We start from the raw sequence: 22,172 nt of genomic DNA, 5'->3' as shown, positions 1-22,172 counted from the left end.
CGACCTTATAATTCCATCAGGCTTTTCAGATTGTCATGAAAACTGCTTCCGGTTAGTAGCTGAGTGGCTTTTTTATCCCGCATGATAACCGCATATTTTCCGTTAAAATGCCGCTGAATTTCCTGAATATGGCGGGAGTTCAAAAGCGTCGAGCGGCTAATGCGGGTAAATGAATCCGGCAATTTTTCTTCCAGCGTCGAAATGGTATGATTGGTCAGAAACTGCTGACCATCAACGGTATGGAGAAAAACGTATTTGTCTTCCGCTTCGAAATAGGCAATATTGGCGAGCGGAATCAGCAAAATGCGGTCGCCGGTTTTGACCGAAATGGAATGCAGTTCTTTTTTGGGTTTCAGCAGTTCCAGCACATGCCGTAAGTCCGGACTGGAACCCGTCGGTGCTTTTTGTGACTTCCGGATACGCTCCACGGTTTTTTCCAGACGCTCCGGTTCAATGGGTTTCAGGAGGTAGTCGATGGAGTTTTCTTCGAAAGCCCGCACGGCGTAATCGTCGTAGGCTGTGGCAAAAACCACAATCGGCAGATACGGCAGTTTCGCCAGCATCTCGAAACCGTTCAGACCCGGCATTTCAATATCCAGAAAAATAAGATCCGGTTCCAGCACTTCAACGGCTTTCAGGCCTTCCAGCCCGTTCATCGCTTCGCCCACAATCTCGAACGTGTCGCCATACGCCCCCAACAAGCGCCGGAGCCGGTTGATGGCCAGGGGTTCGTCGTCCACCAACAAGGTTCGGAGCGGAAATTCAGCGGTCATTCTCATGATTTAATCGACTGATTTTCAACAGACATCGTTTTTTGGATCGCATCCGGCGGGTTGTTCAGCCGTTCTTTTTTTATCTGGACGACCACTTCTTTACGCGGTTTATTTTCAACAATCAAACGGGCATCGTTGCCATACAGCAGTTTTAGCTTGTCCTGAATGCTTTGCAGCCCGTAGCCGGCCACGAGTTCTTCCGGAAAAACCGGCCCATTGTCGTGAATCCGGCAACTGAGCCAACCATCATCTTCCGTAATCCGCAGAATGATGGCGCCCGGCCCGGCCACTTTCGAAATCCCGTGTTTGATGGCGTTCTCGACCAGCGGTTGCAGCAAAAACTGCGGAATCTGGACTTCGTTCAAAGCTGGATTGAGCAGATCGATGCGGTAGGTCAGCCGGTCGCCGAAGCGCACCTGCTCCACATCCAGATACGTCCGAACCATCTCCAGTTCGTCGGCAATGGTGTTAAAATACCGGTTTTTCATGCCGGTCGTATACCGAAACAGTTTCGACAACAGCACCACCATGCGTTCGGCCCGGTCGGGTTCGTCGTGCACGAGACTGGCAATGGAATTCAGGGCGTTATACAGAAAATGCGGATTGATTTTGGCTTGCAGGGCTTCCAGCTCGGCCCGGGTTTTCAGTTGTTCCAGGTGCAGCAACTGGTATTCCTGTTCGGTAATTTTGCGTGTCACGTTGCGGGCCTGGCTCTGAAAATAATACAGCAGATTTCCCACGATGGGTGAGGGCAATACGTAAAAAATGCTGACCCAACTCGGAATACCGGAGGCATTTTTAACTGAATCTCCCAGAAGTGCATACAAAATAATGCTTTCGATCATCGACACAACCACAATCGTTGCCGTCAGCAGCACATGGCGAACCCATACTTTCTGAATTCGGTCGCCAATCCGAAGAAATCCCAGGCTGATCACCACCACGAAGAAGGCATCACACAGATTATTCGCCACGACAAACAGCGTCGGCGCATTTTCGTCCGGCGTATCAGCCGCTAGCTGGATGGTAAAGTAAATGATGGCACTGGTTCCGTATACCCCCATCACACAGACCAGTAAAGCCATTACCATGCCCGTCGGGCTGCGCTGCGATAGCTGACGAATAATGCTCATGTAAACCGAAGAAAAAAGGTCCCGCTTTTTTACTTACCACACTGACTCAGCAAATACTGATTCGTCTCCACGCCCCAACTGGGGTGAATGGTCGATGCCGGTTTGAAAGTAGCGAATTTTTCGGCGGCTTGTTTCAACAACGGGCAGGCCACGGTTTTTCCGCCACCGTATTGCTCGGGTGTATAAAACAACGATTGGCCCTGAAGCGTGTAAATACGCGGATTTTCGGCATTTTTTGCTTTGGCCTTGCCCAAAGCCGCTTCAAATTCCGGCACGTATTGCTGCCAGCGGTTTTCCGGGTCGACGGCCAGCCGGGCACTGGCCAGTTGAGCCGCCAACACCATCGTTTCGTCGTTATCCGGCTGTTTTTGCGCGACGTTCTGGTAAAACGCAGCCGCCTTGTCGAGCAGCGCGTCTTTTTTAGCGGCATCCGTTTCCTTGAACGAAAGCAGCACGTAGGTGTAAGCCGCCCAATAAGCCGGTAACCATTCAGCGGTTTCGGCATTCGCGATGCGCTCGAACTGCCCGGCGGTTTGCTGCAATTCCGGGGTGGGCGTCATAAATTTCACGGTAGCAATCGCGCCTTCCATCGCTTTCGTGTACTTCTCGTTTTGTGCGTGGGCATTGACACCAATACCCAGGGCGAGGGTCAGAAAAAGAACGGTTTTTTTCATGGTTTTAGTGGTTAGAAATGGTTGAAAGAGATGGTTTTGATGGTTGAATGGTTAAAGTCTGTGGGCACCTTATGGATTACTAATCAGTTCAGGATCAATCGGTTTTCGGGTCAGGCTCAACACCGCCCCGAGGAAGAAAAACCGGTAAAACGGCGGCACGACCGCAAACTTCTGGCTGCCGTCGGGCGTGTAGCGATAGCCATAGTTGTTTTTCGTTCCGAGCACATTTTCCACCGATGCGTAAAGGACCAGAAATTTTCGCGGCAGAATTTTGATGTAACTCATGTTCAGGCTCAGACTGCTGTAGGGACGGGTTTTGTCACTCAGAAACTGATCGCTGCCTGGATTGTAATAAGGCCGACCGCTGGCGAGCGAATACGTGGCCCCGGTATTGATGCCCAGCGCCGGGATATATTTCTTGAAAACGAGGTTCAACGTGTGCGTGGCCGCGAAGGTCGGCATGGCTTCAACCGGATAATTCCGGAATAGGCGTTTGGTATCCAGAAACGAATACGAAACCCAGTAATCGACGTTTTTCATCGACTGCTTGTCGCGCCAGAACACGTCAAACCCCTGCGCGTAGCCAAACCCGCTGTTGTTGGTTCGGTGGGTTGGAAACCGGTACGTGTTCGGGTCATAAAAACCGTTGGTGTTTTCCCGCACCAGATGCCGGTAGTCTTTGTAGAAGGTTTCAACCCGAAAGGTGCGGTTATCCCGAATGCGCTGGTAGTTCAAAATCAGGTGATTGGCCTGCTCGAACCGCAGCGTCGGATTGGTCAGCACGTAGGTTTGGTCGGGCGTTTGGTAAAACTGACCGGCAGCCAGCGAGACCTGTCCGTAGGAATCGGTTTTGTAGGCCATCGACAAACGAGGAGAGATATTTGCCCGGTCAATGACCGACGTCCGCTCCCCGCGTAACCCCGCCCGAACGGCCAGTTTCCGGGTAAAAAACACTTCGGTTTCGACAAAAACCGCGGAATACCAGTCCGTCAGCGAACCACCCCAGATTCCGTAGCGGTTCTGGTACGTATACCGATGAAGTTCGGCCCCGGTCAGCAACGAAACCTTGTCGCTCAAGGATCGCGTCAGCACCACCCGCCCCTGCATCCGCTGTTCCTGCGTCCGGGCCTGAACGGTATCGATGCCCAGCCGGTCGCGGTTGTAGTTGTAGCTCAGGCCGGTTTGCAGCCCCCAGCGCCCTTCGTCCCAGGTCGTTTGAAAGGTCGTCATCGAAAACGCGTTGTGGTTCCGAACCGTGAAGGGCGACGCCTGGAAGTCGCCGGTAAAATTCCGGAATGAGAGGGACTGGTGGCTGGCCGACACATCGGTGTAGTGTTTCAGCAACCCGCGTTTGCCGATGGGCTGGGTCAGAATGATCGATGTGCCCCCCGCTTCGGGTGCGTGAATCCAGTTGATGTTCTGTTTCAGGACGTTGAACAGCGGATTCAGGTTGGTATAATTCACCGAAAATGTAATCCGCTCTTTTTTGAAAGCCGACAGGCTGATCCCGGCAGCATTGAACCCCACGCTGATGCCGTCGTTGTCCTCGGCCCGGTCTTTGGTGTTCAGCGACAAAACCGACGAAAGTGCCTGACCGTATTGCGCCGAATAACCGCCCGTACTGAACGCCGTTCCTTTGAACAGAAAAGGCGAAAACCGGCTCCGCTGCGACACATCCGGCCCGCCACTCGTAAACGGATTCTGAACCACCAGACCGTCGATGATGGTGCGGGTTTCGGAAGCCGACCCACCCCGAACGAACAAGCCGGTTTGGTCGCCGACCCGCTGCGCACCGGGCAGCAACTGCATCACCGCCGGAATGTCGGCTCCCCCGCTAGCGGTTGTCACAATGTCGAGCGGTTTCAAAACCGTCTGGCGTTTCTCGTCGCTGGCTTCGAAGGCACCCGCCGTGATGACGACGGTGTTGAGCATCGTGGCGGTTTCCTGCAGTTTGGTGGTAAACTGAAATATTGGCTGATTTAGTTTTACTCTTTGCCGGAGCGGTTCGTAGCCGACAAAACTTATTGCGATGGTAGCCGTGTCCTGCTGGCTGGTCTGGAAGCTGAACGCACCGGTGGCATCGGTATTGACGCCGTCGTAGGAACCGGCGATGAAGACATTGGCCCCGGCTAATCCATTGCCTTTGCGGTCGGTTATTTTACCAGTGATCGTCGTTTGCGCCCCGGCGAACAATGGGAAAACCAGGGCGCACCAGCAGAGTAGTTGTTGTTTCATGGCGGATCACTTCGAATACGGTTTCAAAGCTATCCGACCGGAACCCGGAATTGAAGCGGTTTCCGACGAAGCACAATTTAGGCGGAATAAACCAGGGGAAACCGGCGATGATTGCGCCTGTGAATCCTATTTTGTAAAAAAATTTAAGAAGTAAGCCGCATTTCTGGCCTTTCCGCCATATATTATTTCAGATTTCTAAAATTACCCCAAAAATAATTTCAGTAAAAAGAGTATTGACTACCAGTTACTGCATCTTTAGCTCAAATCTGCCATATTATACGGTTTTCAGTTTACGGTATTTGGTCTACGGTGGCTGGCGCGTTAGCTACTGTAAATGGACCAACAACCCCAAAAAATTAACCAACCTAACGATCCTGTGGACAAAAAATACGGAAGCCTATGAAGAAACTTCATTGCTGACTATTTAATAAAGCCGATAATGTGCCCCCATTATCGGTCAGTTGATCCCCTTCGCTTTTAAGCTCATTTTGCTACATCCCCAGCGGATGGATCGGGAATCAGTGTGCCGAATTTTAACCGACAAGACCAACATTATGTCAAGACTCTTACATGTTCATCCTGTTTTACAGACGATTATGCGCGTTGCTCTGTATCAATCCCTACTGTCTCTATTCATTATTTTAACTCCGCTGGCCCACGCCCATGACGTGCGGGGTCAGAAAGTGCTGGAACAAAAAGTAACGCTGCTGCTAACCAATGTCGATGTCGAGAAGGCGCTGGAGAAAATTGAGAAGATGACGAAAGTCAAATTCATGTACAATCCCCAGGTTTTCAGCAGCCAGAGATACACCTTCCGGTTTCAGGACGAAGCGCTTTCGGAAGTACTTGAAAAAATACTGACCCCGCACAAAGTGGTTTACGAAGTCGTGCAGGACAAAATCATCCTGAAACGCGCTCCGGGTCCGGTCGAAGTCGCACCAGCTAGTGTCAAAGAAGCGCCCAAACGCAATGTAACGGGGAAAGTGTCGGACGAAAACGGCATAGGACTCCCCGGCGTCAGCGTTCTGGTGAAAGGCACCCAGCGGGGAACCTCTTCCGACGCCGAAGGGCAGTACAAACTGGAAATCCCGGATGCAGAAGTTCAGACCGCCGTCCTGATTTTCAGCTTCGTAGGCTATACCTCCAAAGAAGTAACGGTTGGCAATCAGACGACGCTTTCGGTGCAATTGGCCCCGGAGGCCAAGTCACTGAACGAAGTGGTCGTAACCGCCCTCGGGATTGCCCGGGAGAAAAAGGCCCTGGCCTATTCCGTTTCGGAAGTGAAAGGCAGTGAATTTACGCAGGCCCGCGAAAACAACGTCGCCAACGCCCTGACCGGTAAAATTGCCGGGGTGAACGCAACCGGGATGGCCACCGGCCCCGGTGGTTCGAGCCGGATCATCATCCGAGGAAACGGTTCGCTGAATGGCAACAACCAGCCTTTGTATGTGATCAACGGGATGCCGATGGACAACAGCATTCCGGGCGGTGGTACGGCTTCGGACGGCAACGGGATGAACGTTGACCGGGGCGACGGCATTGGCGGGATCAACCCCGACGACATCGAGTCCATCAGCGTTTTGAAAGGCGGCCCCGCAGCGGCTCTTTACGGTGCCCGGGCTTCCAACGGGGTGATTTTGATCACGACCAAAAAAGGCCGGGGGCAAAAAGGAATTGGGGTGGAAATCAACAGCAACACGACGTTTGAAGACATCGCCGTGATTCCGAACTGGCAGTATGAATTTGGTCAGGGTCTGGATGGCAAAAAACCGACCACGCTGACGGAAGCCAAAAGTACGGGACGCCTGTCGTATGGAGCGCGGATGGATGGCCAGCCCACCATTCAGGTCGACGGCCAGTTGCACCCGTATTCACCCCAGAAAGACAACCTGAAAAACTTCTACCGCACCGGAAGCAACTACATCAACTCGGTGGCTTTTACGGGTGGTAATGAAACGGTCAATTTTCGCCTGGGTCTGAACAACACCAGTTCCAACAGCATTGTGCCGAACTCGTCGTTTACCCGCCGAATCGCCAATTTGAACCTGAACGCATTTTTGGGTAAGAAACTGAGCATCGAAACCGTGTTCCAGTATAACCTGGAAGAAGGGAAAAACCGCCCCAAAGTGGGATATGCCGACATGAACCCGCACTGGGCGACGTACCTGGTGGCCAACGTGGTCGATATCCGCAGCCTTTCGCCGGGTTATGACCCTTTGACGGGCAAAGAAGTAGAGTGGAACCCGGTTCCAGCCGCCCCGAACCCCTATTTTGTGGTCAACAAGTTCAAAAACGACGACACTAAAAACCGGTTTTTGAGTCAGGGAAGCATCCGTTACGACATTCTGGACAACCTGTATCTGAAAGGCAGCGTGAGCCAGGATTATTACAGCTTCTCGTCGGAATACGTACAGCCGACCAACAACGCCTACCAGCCGCTGGGAACGTATGAAGCCCGGAAAACGACTTCGTCGGAAACCAACGGCATGTTGACGCTGAACTACAACACCACGTTTTTCAAGGAATTGAGTTTTACCGCGATGTTGGGAGCCAATTCACAACGCGCCATTTATGACCAGACGGTGATCGCGGGCAGCGAGTTTACGGTGCCTTATTTCTACAGCTACACCAACCTGGCCGCATCAACGACCACACCGACGTATCTGAAAAGCGCGATCAACTCGGTATTCGGTTCGGTCGATTTTGGCTACAAGGGGCTGGCGTACCTGACGGTTTCCGGTCGGCAGGACTGGTTCTCGGTTCTGAATCCAAAGAGCAACAGTATTTTCTACCCGTCGATCGGTGGCTCGCTGATTCTGTCGGATGCGTTCCGCTTGCCAAAAGCCATCAGTTTTGCCAAACTGCGGGCTTCGTGGGCGCAGGTGGGCGGTGCCACGGTGAATGCCTACCAGATTTACCAGTATTATTCAATGCAGCAGGGTGGTCACAATGGCCGGCCGGTGCAGGTGTTGTCGTCGTCTCAGGTGCCCAACCCGGATCTGAAACCGCTGACGTCCACCACGTACGAAGGCGGTCTTGAAGCCAAATTCCTGAACAACCGTCTGGGCATCGACCTGACGTTTTACAACCGGAAAACCACGGACGACATCGTAACGTCCAACATCGCCCTGTCGTCGGGCTACACCTCGGCCCTGCTGAACGTGGGTGAATTGAGCAACAAAGGCGTTGAGCTACTGCTGACCGGCACGCCCGTTAGCCAGCGTGCTTTCGGCTGGGATGTCAGCTTCAACATGGCCTACAACAAGAGCAAGATCGAGCGACTGGCCGAAGGATTGACCGGTATCGACGTCGGCAGCGGTGTGGGTGGTGGTCTGGTGCGGAACGTCCTGAATCGCCCATATGGAACGGTTTGGGGGTATAATAAGAAAACCGACGCCAACGGCAATGTGGTTTTTAACACCGCCAGCGGTTATGCGGTTCGGGGCGACTTGCAGGAAATCGGGCAGGGCACTCCTCCGCTGACGATGGGGATCACCAACAATTTCCGGTATAAAAACTTCTCGCTCAACTTCCTGATCGACGGCAAATTCGGCAGCATCGTGTATTCGAACCTGTACCAGTATGCCTACCGCTTTGGTTTGCCGCAGGAAACGCTGCCGGGTCGGGAAACCGGTGTTACCGTAACCGGTGTAACCCCCGAAGGCAATCCGTTTACCAAAACCTGGAAAAAAGAAGAGGTGGACACCTACTACGACAACGACAAGAATTACACCGCCATGTTCATGTTCAACAACGACTTCGTGAAGCTCCGTCAGGTGGTTTTGAGCTACAACCTGCCCGTCAGCAAGTTGTCTTTCCTGAAGCTGCAATCGGCCTCGATTTCCTTCGTGGCGCGGAACCTCGCGATTCTGTACAAGGACAAAAAGAACCAGTATTTCGATCCTGAATCGGGCTACACGAGCACTAATGCACAAGGTCTGGAAGCCTTTGGGGTGCCCAGAACCCGGAGTCTTGGTGTGAATTTAATGGTGAAATTCTAATTAAAACTATCTCACGATGAAGCGTCTGATCCAAAAAATACTGTGTGCGGCTCCGTTATTTCTCCTGCTGTCTTCCTGTGACAAGGGTTTTGAGGAAATGAACGTGGACCCCAATAAATATTCTGAAGTAATTCCCGAATACATGTTCACCCGCGCCTTGCTGGACGGCGTAAGTACCAACTTTACGGGGGCGGCTTACCTGACCATCGGGCAGTCGATGCAGCACTTTGCCACTTACAAGGAGGTCCCGGCGGCTGGTGACAAATACTTCAACTTCGGGTATTCGACCGGCAACTGGAATGCCTACGCCGGAACCGGTGCCGGGCAGGGCGCGGTCGTTTCCATCCGCCAGGTGATCGATGCGGTTTCGACCAATCCGGTCAGCGTGAACAAACTGTCGGCGGCCCGCATCTGGAAAGCGTATATGTTCCACCGGCTGACGGATTTGTACGGCGACATTCCGTATTTCGACGCTGGGAAAGCACTTTCTGACAAGAATTACGGCCCCAAATACGACACCCAGCAAGCCATTTACGCGGATCTGCTGAAAGAGCTGGAACAATCGATCGCGGCTTTTGACGCGACCAAGGCGACCTTCGGTTCAGCCGACCTGCTCTTCGGGGGCGACGTGGTGAAGTGGAAAAAATTCGCGTACTCGCTGATGCTCCGGCTGGGCATGCGCCTGACCGAAGTGGATGCCGCTACGGCCAAAACCTGGGTGGAGAAAGCCATCGCCGGGGGCGTGATTCTGGAAGATGCCGACCGGGCCGTCATTGCCTACGTGGACGGTTCGCAAACCGCCAGCCGAAATTTCATTGCCAACGGTTTGCTCAGTACGGACTACATCACACCCGGTGGCGACAATGTGGAAGGCGGCAAATTCGCCAAAACGCTGATCGATTATTTGAAAAACACCAAAGATCCGCGTCTGAACGTGATTTCCATCGTCTGGACGTCTGCCGACGGCAAAACGTTTACGGCTGATACCACAACGGCTTTGCAAAGCGGAATGCCCAACGCAGCTTTCAACAACCTGCCGGCCAATTTCAACACGTTTTCCGAGCCGAATCCGAACACGCTGCTGAAATACAGTGCGCCCTTGATTGTGTTTGGCAATGCCGAAACGAACCTGTTGCTGGCGGAAGCTTCCGTACGCGGCTGGGCCAGCGGAACAACGGCGGCAACGGCCTATGCCAATGCGGTTAGAGCCGGGATGCGGCAATGGGCCTTGTTCGGAACGGGGGGAACGATTTCGGAAGCAAAAATCAGCGCGTATCTGACCCTCAATCCGTACAAAACCGGTGGAACCGTGGCGCAGCAAATGGAACAGATCCAGACCCAAAAGTGGGTGTCGCTTTTCCTGGAAGACGAATACGAGATTTTCGCCAACTGGCGCCGGACCGGGTATCCGGTGCTGACGCCGACCAATTATCCGGGCAACCTGACCGGTGGCAAAATCCCCACCCGCTTTGTGGTTCCCGATTCGGAAGAAACGTACAACAAAACCAATTTCATCGAAGCACGAACACGTCAGGGCGGCACCAACACGCTCTCCAGCGTTGTCTGGTGGGATAAATAGGCAACGATAGATCGTTTTCGAGTACCGATTAAATTGACAAACAAAATAGCACCGGGATCTTCCTGGTGCTATTTTTTTGGGTTGGTGTTATGGATGGCCGGTTATTCCTTCTTTTTAGCATAAACGATGTCGAGTGCGGCTCCGGCATCCCCCTGTTGTTTCATCCAGGTTTCCAGCTTCTGCCGGTATTGTCTGATCCGGTTTTGGTGAGTCGGGTCCGTTGCCAGATTGGTAAGCTCCCAGGGGTCTTTCTGGGTATCGTAAAATTCGATGGCGGGCCGTTTCACAACCCGGTCCGTGATCCGCTTGGCATTCGGATCGTTCGGTGCCTGGTCGATCCAGGAGAACCAGACCGAATTGCGGTCTTTTTGCTTCGCGTTCATCATAAACCGGTTGTAATACTCCTCATCGGGCGTCAGGTTTAGAATGAGCTTGTAGCGGGTGTCGCGGATGCTGCGAATCGGGTAAGGATTTCCTTCGGGAATGTTGTTGTGGATTCCGTAGGCATACGGTCGCGCGGTCGAACTTTTTCCCAGCAAAACCGGCAGAAAGCTTTTGCCGTCCAGCCCGGCGATGGGTTTGCCCCCCGCAATATCCACAAGGGTTGGGGTAATGTCTTCGTATTGAACCAGCGCGTCGGTTTCGGTGCGGGCTTTGACGGTTCCGGGCCATTTGACCACCATCGAACTTTTCTGTCCCACATCCCACAGGTTCCATTTCGCACCCGGGAACTGTGCACCCTGTTCGCCCAGAAACACGACGATGGTGTTCTTGTCCTGACCGGTTTCTTTCAACAAGCGGGTAATTTCGCCCACCTGCTCGTCCAGCCGCCGGACTTCAGCCAGGTATTTGACAAATTGTCGGCGCGTGACCGGCGTATCGATCCAATTGGCGGGCAGAATCAATTTATCCGCATCGAACTCGGTGGTATCGCCCACCGTCCAGGGGGTATGCGGATTGATGCTCATGACAAACAGGCAATACGGCTGGTTCGTGCGGGTGATGAATTTCCGGACATCATTCAACTGGTAGTCGTCCGTCGGGGCCACGCAGTTGGGTTCAAAACCGGTGACGATCTCGAACGGAAAGACGGTTTTGGGTTTGGTGCTGTGATCTTTGCCCGTTAATCCGACGCGGTAGCCCAGATCCGCCAGGTAATGACCAACGCTTTTCAGCGTATCATAAACCGGCTTGTGGTTTTGGAATGATCCGTGCCGCACAGGATACAGACCCGTGAAGAGCGAGGCCCGCGTCGGCACACACATGGCTTCGGAAGCATAGATGTGATTGAATTTCAATCCTTCGTTCGCCAGCGCATCGATGTGGGTCGTTTTCAGATTTTTCCCGCCGTAACAACTCAACTGCCGACTGTCCAGGTCGTCGGCCATGATGATGATGACATTGGGTTTGGTGGCCACCGGGGAGGGCGTTACGGCCAGCCCCAGCCAGCAGCTACTAAGTAGTATCAAACCGAGTAGTAATCGGTTCCAGAGAGTCATCATAGACGCTGTTTTTGAAAAAATTCCAATATACGGAATATCGGTTTCGAATGTGCCGGATTGTGTTGTTTTACAACAACTCCCCGCTTACCCCACTCTCCTTAACAAAAGCAACCGGGTGTTATTGAACACCCGGTTGCGGCATCAACGCTTGAACTCACCAGAAGCCAGTCACGTCCTTTAACCTGTTACGTTATTTCAGAACTATCCTGATCTACTATTTAAGTTTTTCCATGCGCCAGCTAGCATCTTTTTTATACAGATCTGCGTCCATTTTCGGATCAATTTCGAGGAAAAGACCTTGATGACGCAAGTAAGAATTGGCGAACTTTGCACTCCGAAAGCTAGTAAATCCTTTTTGAGCAGGATCATTAAACAGCGGTGTTTCTTCGTAGAATTTTGCCTCATCCGGTACGGCAGTATATTGCTTGGCCGTTATTCTATTATTACTCTCCGTAGTTCCCCCCAGCGTTAAGTAGGTGTTCGGTTTTGAATTTACTACTTTAAAGGCAACCATTGGCTTACCGGCATTTGCACCTAACTGTACCTTTTGAATATTCAGATACTCGTCATTTCCAGATACATCCTTGAGCTTTTTGATGACGCAAACACCATTTTGTAGGGTTACGGCATAAGGCTCATTATCGCTGTAAGCTCCTCCATTGATCGAATATGCCCTTAAATTATTCAGGTCGATGTAAACGTCGCTTTTCTTAAATTCATCCCAAATACTACCCGTTGGATTAACCGGTTGCATAATCTTATCATTTAGATTCACGGTTATGCCTCCTTTCAGGTTATTTCCACAACAGTTATCATCCACTTGTACAATGACGAAGGTATTGATTTCTCCAACCGCCAGTTGTTTTGTAAAATCAGTAGTGACGTTTTCACCACCTCGTTTACCATCATTTGCTTCCACATAATAACCGGCGGGGTGCAGACTGTTATACAACATCATCCGGGCCTGATCATCCACAATTCCAATGGTTACCGTTGCTTTATTGACCTTAAAGTCGGCCGGTATGTGCAGATAGGATCTGAAATAGGTAAAATCAATTTGTGTGAATTTGTTGTAGTTCGCGTTAGGCAGTATGCTTGTTGTCGAATAGGAAACTTGTCCATTCGGCGCAGCGACAGCCTTCCACTTTGGGTCTTTCTTGATGGGCGTCTGGGCATGTTTATAAACGCTCGAAAGTCTCTCGTTGCCATTCCGGGTTTTTTCATTAGCCGGCAGATTGACGATGCCAGCTCCTTCGTTTACTTCCCAGGTCGATAAGGTCTGGGCCTGAACATAAGTGATAAAACAAAGGCAAAGCAGGGCGACAGAGGTTCGTTTTTTCATAAAAAATGGATTGAATTTTCAACAGCCTACTCTTGGCAGGGATTTTCAGCCTTCTCCCTCGTTAGCGATGATACGCTTGTAACGATAGGGCAAAACTAGGTCTGCCCGACGGGCATTTTCCGTCAAACTCGTTACACTTTCCGTCAAAATGAGGGGTAAGAAGCTATTTTAAACCCGAAATCAGGTTTCCAGCAGCTCAGAAGGTGGCTTACCAAACCGCGTTCGAAAACTGCGCGCAAATGAGCGGGCATCGGCATAACCTACTTTAGCCGCTACCTGGGTAATGGAGTAATTGGTATGGCTTTCCAGCAGGCGTCGAGCCTCCTCCATCCGCACCGCCTGCACATATTGCAGTGGCGAAAGCCCCGTCAGCCGTTTCAACTGACGCAGGAGAGTGGATTCGCTCATGGCGAACTGGTGGGCTAACTCCGGCACGTTGAGCGTTGGATCGGCCAGGTTTTGCTGCACAAATCCCTCAAACGTTGCCAGCCATTCCCGGTCTTCCTGTGACAGGACAGGACCCGCCCGATCGGGTTTCTCCTCTTGGGTGATTGCCAATCGACGGGCAGCCTGGTTAGCCAGCAGATTGGCAATACGGGTCAGCAGTTCTTCCTCGTCGAAGGGCTTGAGCAGGTAATCGTCTATACCAATGCGCAAAGCCCGCAATTTGTCCTGCGCATCGGCCCTGGCGGTCAGCATAATAACAGGGAGGTGACGGGTAGCATCATCGGATTTGAGCTGCCTGAGCAATTGATACCCATCCATGACGGGCATCATTAAATCGGAGAGGATGAGCGAGATCCCCGCCTTACTGTCTACCCGTAATCGTTCCAACGCAGCCTTCCCGTTGTCGGCGGTCACAACCTGGTATTGGTCCGACAAAATCAGGCGAATATACGCTTGTAAATCAGCGTTATCTTCCACAACGAGGATCGTCGGTTTTGAGTTATGCATCACTCCTCCCGTTTCGCCGGTAGTTAAGGCGCGCCGTGCAACACCCCTGTCACCTGCATTCACAGTCTGACGTGAATGCAGCGGTTCACGGTTCCGACTACTGGTATTGGCAGGCAGAACAACAACGGGGAAGACTACCCGAAAAACCGAGCCGGTGTCGAGCGTACTTTCTGCGTCGATTTCTCCCCTCAAAAGCTGGACGTACTCGTGGCACAGAGCCAGGCCAATGCCCGTGCCACCCTCAGCAGGTTTGCCGGGCCGGGTGGTCTGGAAATAGCGGTCAAACAAGTGGGGCATGTCGTCGGGATGGATACCCGGACCGGTGTCGGCAATGCTCAACTGCAGCCTTCCATCAGCCAGGCCTACCGTGGCCGTTATCTGACCGCCTGTCGGCGTAAACTTGAACGCATTGCCGAGCAGGTTGTTCAGAATCTGACGACATTTCGCCTGGTCCAGATTGGCCTCCACATCGTCGGCCACCGCGATGTGGAACGTATAGCGCAGGTTCCTGCTCTCAGCCAATGACTCAAACTGGGCGAAATGGCTGCGAAAAAAGGCGGCTAGGAGGGTCGGCCTTTCATCCAGTTCCATTTTGCCCATTTCCATTTTGCCCAGATCCAGAATATCGGTGACCAACTGTCCGAGTTGCTTGCCGCTCCGGTGGGCAAATTGCAACAGACTGGTTTGCTTTCCGGTTAGCCGGTTTTCGTTCAACAGCGTACTAATGGGGCCGAGCAGCAACGTGAGTGGGGTACGCAGCTCATGGGAAACATTGGCAAAAAAGCGGGACTTGGCCGCATCGAGGGCTTTGAGTTTGGTCGTCTGGTTGTGGATGAGCGTATTCTGTTCAATCAGTTTTCGTTTAGCCTGCCGTTGTTTTCGATAGCCAAAGTATAGGCCCACCGCCGAAACCAATACCAGAAATACAATGATCAATGAAAAGCGGAGCTGGTTATTCTTCAGGCGCAGGGCCAATTGGTGTTCTTCAAGCTGTTGCTCTTTGTATTTATTCTGATAGCGCGAATCTATTTCAATGATCTTGTCTCTAATGTCTTTCTCTTTTAAATCCAGCTCCATTTTGTACCCTTTCTGCAGGTTTGCCAAAGCCGAATCCAACAACCCCATCTGCTTGAAGACCTTACTGCGAAACCGGTAAGCACTGGCAATGGTGGAGTGCCGTTCATGTCCCTCTAAAATGGCCCGATTGGCCGATAGAATGGTGGAGTCATTGTACACCAGGGCCTGGCGCGACTCTTTTCGTTGAAAATGAAGGCTGGCAATGGCTCCAAACATATAACTACAGCCTGTATGATCGCCCAATTGTTGATACAGCTTAACGGCGGCCTGGCTATGATGCATCCGTTCATGCACGGACGATTCGGGCAGCAGCATGTTCAGGAGCATGCGGCTGATCGCTTCTTCGAGCACTAACCGGTACCTCGATGCCGTATGCAGACCTTCCCTTGCAAAAAATAGCGCCTTTTTTTTATCCCCGTACAAACGTTCCCAGGAAGCGCTGCGGATGGCGAAATAGGGATATACCAAATCCAGCCCGTAGCGATCAATGTCGGCTTTAGCCAACTCCAGTTGTTGTTTACTACTTTCTTTGCGACCAATCTTTTCGTATAACAAAGCCAGACCCAGACAGGCTTTGGCATGTACTTCCCACGGTCCGCTTATCTTACTTTGCTGTTCTACACGCAGCATTTTTTTTATGGCTGAATCCCCCTGGTCATCCTGTTCAAAGGCGATGGCATCTGCCAGTTGTGCCCGCATACCAAAAGGCGTGTTGAGTTGGCCACGGATTTTTATTGCCTTCACCAACTTACCGGTAATGGCGATCGCACTGTCATTTCTAAAGGCCTGCAAGTGGGCTTCTGCGCGGGTTAGTTCCCGTTCATCTTTTGAAGTAAGACGGTTTTGGGCTTTTATGCGAGGAATGATCGAAATAAATGAAATCACAAAAACAATCAATGCGGGAATGCCCCGGCGCATGATTATTACCATAAAAAACGTTAAGGTTACAGAGGTTATGGGTGACGGCTGTTCCGCAGCCCCGTCGGTATCGCCTACTGTTTCCAGCCAAAACCAATGATTGATCTATCAAACCGTTGACTCAAAAAAATCATAGACCTTAGATTCTGAGTCGATTTTACCGGGCTGCTCGCAAATATCCGGTTTAAATTTAACAAATTCTCCGTTAAGTACTGCATTTCACGCGTTTTAATCCAGCGGCAGAATCACATTCGTCAGCTTCCAGTCGAACCAGTCGCGCGTGAGCACAAAGCGAATTTCATTCCTGTCCTTGTCGGGAACATAAGCCGATAACCGGCAGGTATACTTCCCCGTATGGATGTTATTTACCCTTAATTGTACATACTCCCCGGATTGTTCACTACCTTCGTCAAAAGCAAAGAGACTGTTTCGATTCTAAAACCGGGTTTTAAAATTAATCTTAAAACTATAATAAAGCCAAAAACACAGTTTTATTAAAATCGTCGTATGAAGTGTCGTATCTGCGGAAGTGAAAAAGAGAAAAAATATTTCAAAGCTAAAGAAATGATGCTTGGAACACGCGAAGAATTTATATACTTCCAGTGTGACCAATGCCATTGTTTACAAATAGAAGAGATTCCCGGCAATTTATCGCAGTATTATCCCGAAGGTTACAATGGATTCGAGGCTCCTAAAAAAAACATATTCGGAGGCATAAAAGGCGCCATCAGAAAGTACAAATACAAGGCCTCTTTATTTCCAAAAACCACCTTTTCAGGCCTTCTAAAGGCCTTTTTTCAGGCAAAGCAATACGACATCTTAGGTTCTTTATCGCTGACCATGCAGTCTAAAATACTGGATGTAGGCAGTGGCGAGGGGGCTTTTTTATACCCCCTATACGAATTAGGAATGAAGCAGGTGCAAGGCGTAGACCCCTTCATAAAGGAGACTATCGTCTATCCAAACGGCTATAAAGTTGTCAAGAATCAAATCTACACGGTTACAGGAAAATGGGATATTATCCTTTATAACCATTCCTTTGAGCATGTTCCGGACCCTTTAGACCATTTACTGGCGGTTTCTAAGTTGTTAAAGCCCGGCGGAATTTGTGTCATTCGGATTCCAACGGTTACTTCATACGCCTGGGAACAGTACGGAACCGACTGGTTTCAACTGGATGCGCCCAGACATTTATTTCTCCATTCGGTAGAAAGCATGAAGTTGCTAATTTCAAAGGCTGGGCTAAAACTGGAAGATATTATTTATGACTCTACCCATGCGCAATTTACAAACAGCGAAAAGTACAAAAATAACATCGGGCTTTACGAAGATTCAAAAAGCCTGTATTCAGGGTATATTGACCGGAAATTAAAAAAAGAAAAATACAAACGACTTGCCCGGCAATTAAACAAAGAAAATAGAGGTGATCAAGCCGCCTTTATCATTAAAAATTAAAGGACTACTCATTAAACCGCGTTTGCTGTAACTCTATTGAAGAACCATCTGTATAGTATGAAATCTTAGCCATAAACCTAACTTTTGCTTACTTATAGATTTACACCTAAACCCCTTTGCTCATGCTTAACAATCGACATCTTTTCGCGGCCGTTTTTGTTGGAGGCAGTTGTTTGGCCGGTTGTAAAAACGATGATGACTTCGTAACGTGCAAACCGGTTGCGAATATAACTCCTCAAAATACCTGTTACGAACCGGTCGGTGGGCTAACGCTGGTTGCATCCGGTCAAACGACTTCTCCAGACCGAAGCCAATTTACCTGGTCTGTTTTCCCTCAAAGCGATACATCGATGAACAGCAATATCGCTGTACTTCGTGAAAAAATACTGGTGGGCAACGAAACGATCATTATACCTGATTCAATCTTGAAAAACTCGCCCAAATTTGTCGTAAAAGTGAAGACACTGGGCTGCGGGGCTGGTGAGTTACACTCTATCTATTATAGTTTTGTAAAGCGGCAGGTGTCGGAATCTACAAACTGTTTCGTTTGGCAACGACAAAACATATAATTCAGGACTTGTTGTCACCTTGCCAATCGCTCCAGGCAATTGGCAAGGTGATCGTCCCTTCGCTTACAGCGGTTTCAGCTCCAGATTTTTCCACCGGACTTTAATGCCACCCCCGTCGTGGATCTGCAAAGCCACTCCGCCTTCGCCTTTTCCAATTTTTTCATCTTTCAGATCCACCATCTGCTGACCATTGAGCCAGGTCTGCACGCGGTCACCCTCGGCCCGAATCCGCAGTTTGTTCCACTGTTCCGGTTTCAGGATGTTCTCTTTTTCGTCGGGAATCTGGATCAGCCACCCCCGGCCGTAGGATTCGTAAATACCGCCCGTGTCGTGATTCGGGGGTGCCACTTCGACCTGCCAGCCGCTCACTTTCGTTCCTTCCACCGTCGACCGGATAAAAACGCCACTGTTGCCGTTGGCTTCCTGTTTGAACTCCAGCGACAGATCGAAGTTTTTATAAAATTGATCGGTCGCCAGATACCCGTAGCCTTTGTCGGGACCACTTTCGCAGACCAGTTCACCATCCGCCACATACCATTTTTCGGTACCGTAGATTTTCCAGCCCGTCAAATCTTTTCCGTTGAATAGCCGGACTTTTTTGGTGGGGGCCATAAAACCAACCGACACCACAACGAGGAGAACCAATACGAGCAATTTTTCTTTCATGGGTTATCAAAAAAGTAAGTTTAACAAAGGATTTGGTAGTTTTGTAACGTAGTTGTAACCGGTTAGTTTTGTTCAATAAACACACTACCGGTTTCGTTTTGAACTGTACCGGCATAAAGATAGCAAGCCGATCCATCTGTCCGACCTGATTATCCACTTTATCTTACTCATCCATCGCTTTTACATGAAAAAAACACGTTTGTCCACACCCCGGTCCCGGGCCTTGCTGCTGGCGGTTTTAGCCGCTCTTTTTACGTTTACGACCAGTTGTGATAAAGAGGAAGACACGGCATCCGCGCAACCCAAAACCGTTGCTGATCTGATCGTTGAAAGCAGCGACTTCACCATTCTGGAAGCGGCTATTCTCCAGGCGGGTCAGCTCGACGCGTTTAAAAATCCAAACCTAACGGTTTTTGCCCCCAACGATGCGGCTTTCCGCGCTTCAGGGGTTGCGGATGCGACTTCACTGACGGCCCTGACCAAAGAACAGTTGACCGGCATTCTGCAATACCACGTTCTGAAAGCCGCCGTGGCTTCCTCCGGTTTTCCGATGGAAACCAACAAGGCCGTTCAAACTTCATTGAGCATTAACAACCAGGCGGTTGTCGCCTACGTTACCAATGGCACCGGCGGCTTGTTCATCAACGGTGCCAAAGTGATCACGCCCGACGTAAAAGCCGCGAACGGCATCATGCATGTCATCGACCACATCCTGTTACCCCCCCCAACCGGCAGCGGGGGCAGCCTGGTAGGCGTGGTTCAGGCCGATACGAGTCTGTCGTTGCTGGGTGTTGCCGCCCTGCGGATCGCAACCCAGAACCCGACGCTGGCGGCCGTGTTGACGGGAACACAACCCTACACGACGTTTGCGCCCACCAACAACGCTTTTCGGGCCTTAAAACTCAGCACGGCTGATACGATCAATAAAGTGCCGGTGGCAGCCCTGACCGCTATTCTGGCCAATCACGTCGTAGCGGGTCGTCTCTATTCCAATAATCTGACCACGGGCGACGTGACGGCGTACAGCACCGGGAAACTGACGGTCACCACGACTGGCACGACGGTGACGGTGAAAAGCAAAGGCCTGACAGCGCCGGCTACGGTCACCAGCGCCAACATGACCGCAACCAACGGCGTTGTTCACAAGATCGACAAGGTGTTGCTGTAATCTACCCGCCGTATGGTTCCGAAAATTCTGCTGGGTTTACTGGTCTTTATCGTCGTTGCCGTCGCCGTTCTTCTCACGATTGGTTATTTGATTTCCGCACCCGGATACAAGGGCCCGGTTACCGACCATTTCGATGGGAAACAATTCCATAATTACAACGGCGCGAAAGCCAAAGGCTTGATGGAAGCCCTCGAGTGGATGTTGTCGGGCAACGACAAAAAACCGTGGGGCGCTTTCCGCAACGAACCGCCCGGCCCTCCCCCACCCGGTCGGGTTGGCGGCTCTCCGGTGCGCGTTACGTTTGTCAATCACTCGACGGTTTTGCTCCAGTTCGACAGCCTGAACGTGCTGACCGACCCGGTCTGGTATGAGCGCACCAGCCCCTATCAGTGGGTGGGCCCGGCGCGAAACCGCCCGCCCGGCATTCGTTTCGAGGATATTCCCAAAATCGATATTCTGCTGTTGAGTCACAATCACTGGGATCATCTGGACATTGAGACGGTTCAGAAACTTTGTCGGCGCGACCAGCCCAAAGTCTATTGCCCGCTGGGCGTGAAAGCCTTTCTGGAAGAAAAGGGCTGCCAGAACGTAACCGAAATGGACTGGAACGACTCGCTGGCCTACAACGACAGCACTACCATTCATTGCGTTCCGGCGCAGCATTTCTCCGGGCGGGGCATGTTCGATCGTGACGCCACGCTCTGGTGCGGTTTTCTGATCGATAGCCGGGCCGCCGGAAAATTGTATTTTGTCGGAGATACGGGTTACGGTCCGTTTTTCAAGAAGATCGGGGAACAGTTCGGTCCCATCCGGCTTGCGCTGATTCCAATTGGTGCCTTTCGGCCTACCTGGTTCATGTCGCCCATTCACTGCTCGCCCGCCGAGGCCGTCCGGATTCACGACGACATCCGTTCGCAACAGAGCGTAGCCATTCATTACGGCACCTTTCCGCTGGCCGACGACGGCGAAAACGAACCCGTCGAGGAATTGCGTAAAGTCCTCACCACCAAGCCTGAACTGGCCATGCGTTTTTGGACCTTGCGGGAAGGTGAAGGCCGGTTGGTACCGTAATTTTTACGGGCCGTTGCAACGGTTTTTCAAAAGGTGGGGTCATGGATACAGTTACACCTTATCAATTCAATTTTAATTGCGAGCATGAATTCTAAACATCTGAGTGCGCTTATTGCCTTGTTTCTGGCGGTCGGACTGGTTTCCTGTATGAATAATCTCAATGATCCGAGTGCCGGCACGGTGGAACAGAACATCCAGCAGATCAAGGATCATTTGACAGCTAACCAGTTACAGGATCAGGTAACGTCAACCCTTTCAGGGCTGTATTATATCATTACGCCCACGCCCTCAACTGCCAAAGCTGCGACGCCGAACGAGGAACTGGAGTTTACCTATACGCTGTCCTACATCGATCCGACCACGAAAAAGGCGGTTTTGGTAGATAGCGCCAACCGAACCAAACCGGCTTATATTCCTTTTCTGGCCGGCGTGGTCGTTCCAGGCCTGGAAGAGGGTTTCATCTTGATGAAAGAAGGCCAGACGGGTCGTTTTTTTATGCCTAACAACCTGGCCTTTGGCAGCAATACCCGCGAAAATAAAATGCCGGAGTACAGTGCGGTTATTTTTGACGTCAAGCTCAATCGCTCCCGCTCACAAATTGAGCAGATGGGCGATTATGCTACGCTTAAAAAGCTGCCACGTCCAGATACTACGGCATTTGCCCAAGGTACGGATAGCGTCCGCGTCTACCGGCTTTCCAAAGGAACCGGAGCGCGGATCACGGCCGGACAAACCGTTACCGTCGCCTATACCGCTAACACCCTGCGAGGAACGGCTCCTTTTGATAAAAGTGACTCCCTGACAATCAAACTGGGTTCCGGACAATACATCGTTGGTTTTGACAAAGGGATTTCTCTGCTTTCGGTTGGCGACAAAGCCCTGCTGGTTTTCCCGTCCGGAATCGGTTATGGCGCGCAGGGTAGCTCTGATTCCAAAGGCTATTACGTCGTGCCTCCCTATGCGCCACTGGCTTTTGAAATAACCGTTAAATCGGCCAAGTAAATTGACGGTCTACGGTATTCAGTTTACGGTTTACGGTTTACGGTGGCTGACGC

At 51.2% G+C, this 22,172-nt stretch carries 15 protein-coding genes; 7 read left to right on the top strand and 8 right to left on the bottom strand.

Annotated elements, in window-relative coordinates:
- Positions 1-5 precede the first annotated feature (5 nt).
- From DUE52_RS14720 to DUE52_RS14705, 4 genes are all read right to left on the bottom strand, one after another.
- On the bottom strand, positions 6-779 hold the full coding sequence (locus DUE52_RS14720) for a LytR/AlgR family response regulator transcription factor (protein ID WP_229312172.1): 774 nt from the start codon (positions 777-779) through the stop codon (positions 6-8).
- Positions 776-1,906: a sensor histidine kinase gene (locus DUE52_RS14715; protein ID WP_114406783.1), complete on the bottom strand. Its 1,131-nt coding sequence runs from the start codon at positions 1,904-1,906 to the stop codon at positions 776-778. The genes DUE52_RS14720 and DUE52_RS14715 overlap by 4 nt, the downstream gene beginning before the upstream one ends.
- A 29-nt stretch (positions 1,907-1,935) precedes the next feature.
- Positions 1,936-2,580, bottom strand: a complete 645-nt coding sequence (locus DUE52_RS14710) for a hypothetical protein (protein WP_114406782.1) — start codon at positions 2,578-2,580, stop codon at positions 1,936-1,938.
- 69 nt (positions 2,581-2,649) lie between these two features.
- Positions 2,650-4,815 (bottom strand): TonB-dependent receptor, encoded by a 2,166-nt coding sequence (locus DUE52_RS14705; RefSeq protein ID WP_114406781.1) that lies wholly within the window; start codon positions 4,813-4,815, stop codon positions 2,650-2,652.
- Positions 4,816-5,369: 554 nt separating this feature from the next.
- Between DUE52_RS14705 and DUE52_RS14695 the strand changes: the two genes are divergently transcribed.
- Entirely contained in the window at positions 5,370-8,816 is a 3,447-nt protein-coding gene (locus DUE52_RS14695) for a SusC/RagA family TonB-linked outer membrane protein (protein ID WP_114406779.1), read from the top strand.
- Between the two features lie 16 nt (positions 8,817-8,832).
- The gene (locus tag DUE52_RS14690) at positions 8,833-10,395 is read left to right on the top strand and encodes a SusD/RagB family nutrient-binding outer membrane lipoprotein (RefSeq protein ID WP_114406778.1); all 1,563 of its coding nucleotides are present in this window, start codon (positions 8,833-8,835) and stop codon (positions 10,393-10,395) included.
- A 101-nt stretch (positions 10,396-10,496) separates the two neighbouring features.
- Here the strand turns inward: DUE52_RS14690 and DUE52_RS14685 are convergent, their stop codons facing one another.
- From DUE52_RS14685 to DUE52_RS14675, 3 genes are all read right to left on the bottom strand, one after another.
- Positions 10,497-11,897: a sulfatase family protein gene (locus DUE52_RS14685; RefSeq protein WP_229312171.1), complete on the bottom strand. Its 1,401-nt coding sequence runs from the start codon at positions 11,895-11,897 to the stop codon at positions 10,497-10,499.
- A gap of 214 nt (positions 11,898-12,111) precedes the next feature.
- Positions 12,112-13,239, bottom strand: a complete 1,128-nt coding sequence (locus DUE52_RS14680; RefSeq protein WP_114406777.1) for an AbfB domain-containing protein — start codon at positions 13,237-13,239, stop codon at positions 12,112-12,114.
- A 180-nt stretch (positions 13,240-13,419) separates the two neighbouring features.
- Positions 13,420-16,200, bottom strand: a complete 2,781-nt coding sequence (locus tag DUE52_RS14675) for a response regulator (protein WP_114406776.1) — start codon at positions 16,198-16,200, stop codon at positions 13,420-13,422.
- 495 nt (positions 16,201-16,695) lie between these two features.
- On the opposite strand from DUE52_RS14675, the gene DUE52_RS14670 reads away from it, so the two are divergent.
- Both DUE52_RS14670 and DUE52_RS14665 read left to right on the top strand, forming a co-directional pair.
- Complete coding sequence (locus DUE52_RS14670; protein WP_114406775.1) at positions 16,696-17,643, top strand: class I SAM-dependent methyltransferase; 948 nt, start codon at positions 16,696-16,698, stop codon at positions 17,641-17,643.
- A 122-nt stretch (positions 17,644-17,765) separates the two neighbouring features.
- Complete coding sequence (locus DUE52_RS14665) at positions 17,766-18,212, top strand: hypothetical protein (RefSeq protein WP_114406774.1); 447 nt, start codon at positions 17,766-17,768, stop codon at positions 18,210-18,212.
- Between the two features lie 63 nt (positions 18,213-18,275).
- Here DUE52_RS14665 and DUE52_RS14660 read toward each other — a convergent pair whose 3' ends face one another.
- On the bottom strand, positions 18,276-18,878 hold the full coding sequence (locus tag DUE52_RS14660; protein ID WP_114406773.1) for a 3-keto-disaccharide hydrolase: 603 nt from the start codon (positions 18,876-18,878) through the stop codon (positions 18,276-18,278).
- A gap of 184 nt (positions 18,879-19,062) precedes the next feature.
- On the opposite strand from DUE52_RS14660, the gene DUE52_RS14655 reads away from it, so the two are divergent.
- From DUE52_RS14655 to DUE52_RS14645, 3 genes are all read left to right on the top strand, one after another.
- Entirely contained in the window at positions 19,063-20,046 is a 984-nt protein-coding gene (locus tag DUE52_RS14655) for a fasciclin domain-containing protein (RefSeq protein ID WP_114406772.1), read from the top strand.
- A gap of 12 nt (positions 20,047-20,058) precedes the next feature.
- Positions 20,059-21,117, top strand: a complete 1,059-nt coding sequence (locus DUE52_RS14650; protein WP_114406771.1) for an MBL fold metallo-hydrolase — start codon at positions 20,059-20,061, stop codon at positions 21,115-21,117.
- Positions 21,118-21,201: 84 nt separating this feature from the next.
- Positions 21,202-22,119 (top strand): FKBP-type peptidyl-prolyl cis-trans isomerase, encoded by a 918-nt coding sequence (locus DUE52_RS14645; RefSeq protein WP_114406770.1) that lies wholly within the window; start codon positions 21,202-21,204, stop codon positions 22,117-22,119.
- Positions 22,120-22,172: the final 53 nt, after the last annotated feature.

Origin of the sequence: Larkinella punicea (genome assembly GCF_003334855.1) — a bacterium.
GTDB classification, from domain to species: domain Bacteria; phylum Bacteroidota; class Bacteroidia; order Cytophagales; family Spirosomataceae; genus Larkinella; species Larkinella punicea.
This window is presented reverse-complemented; position numbering and strand designations above follow the sequence as displayed.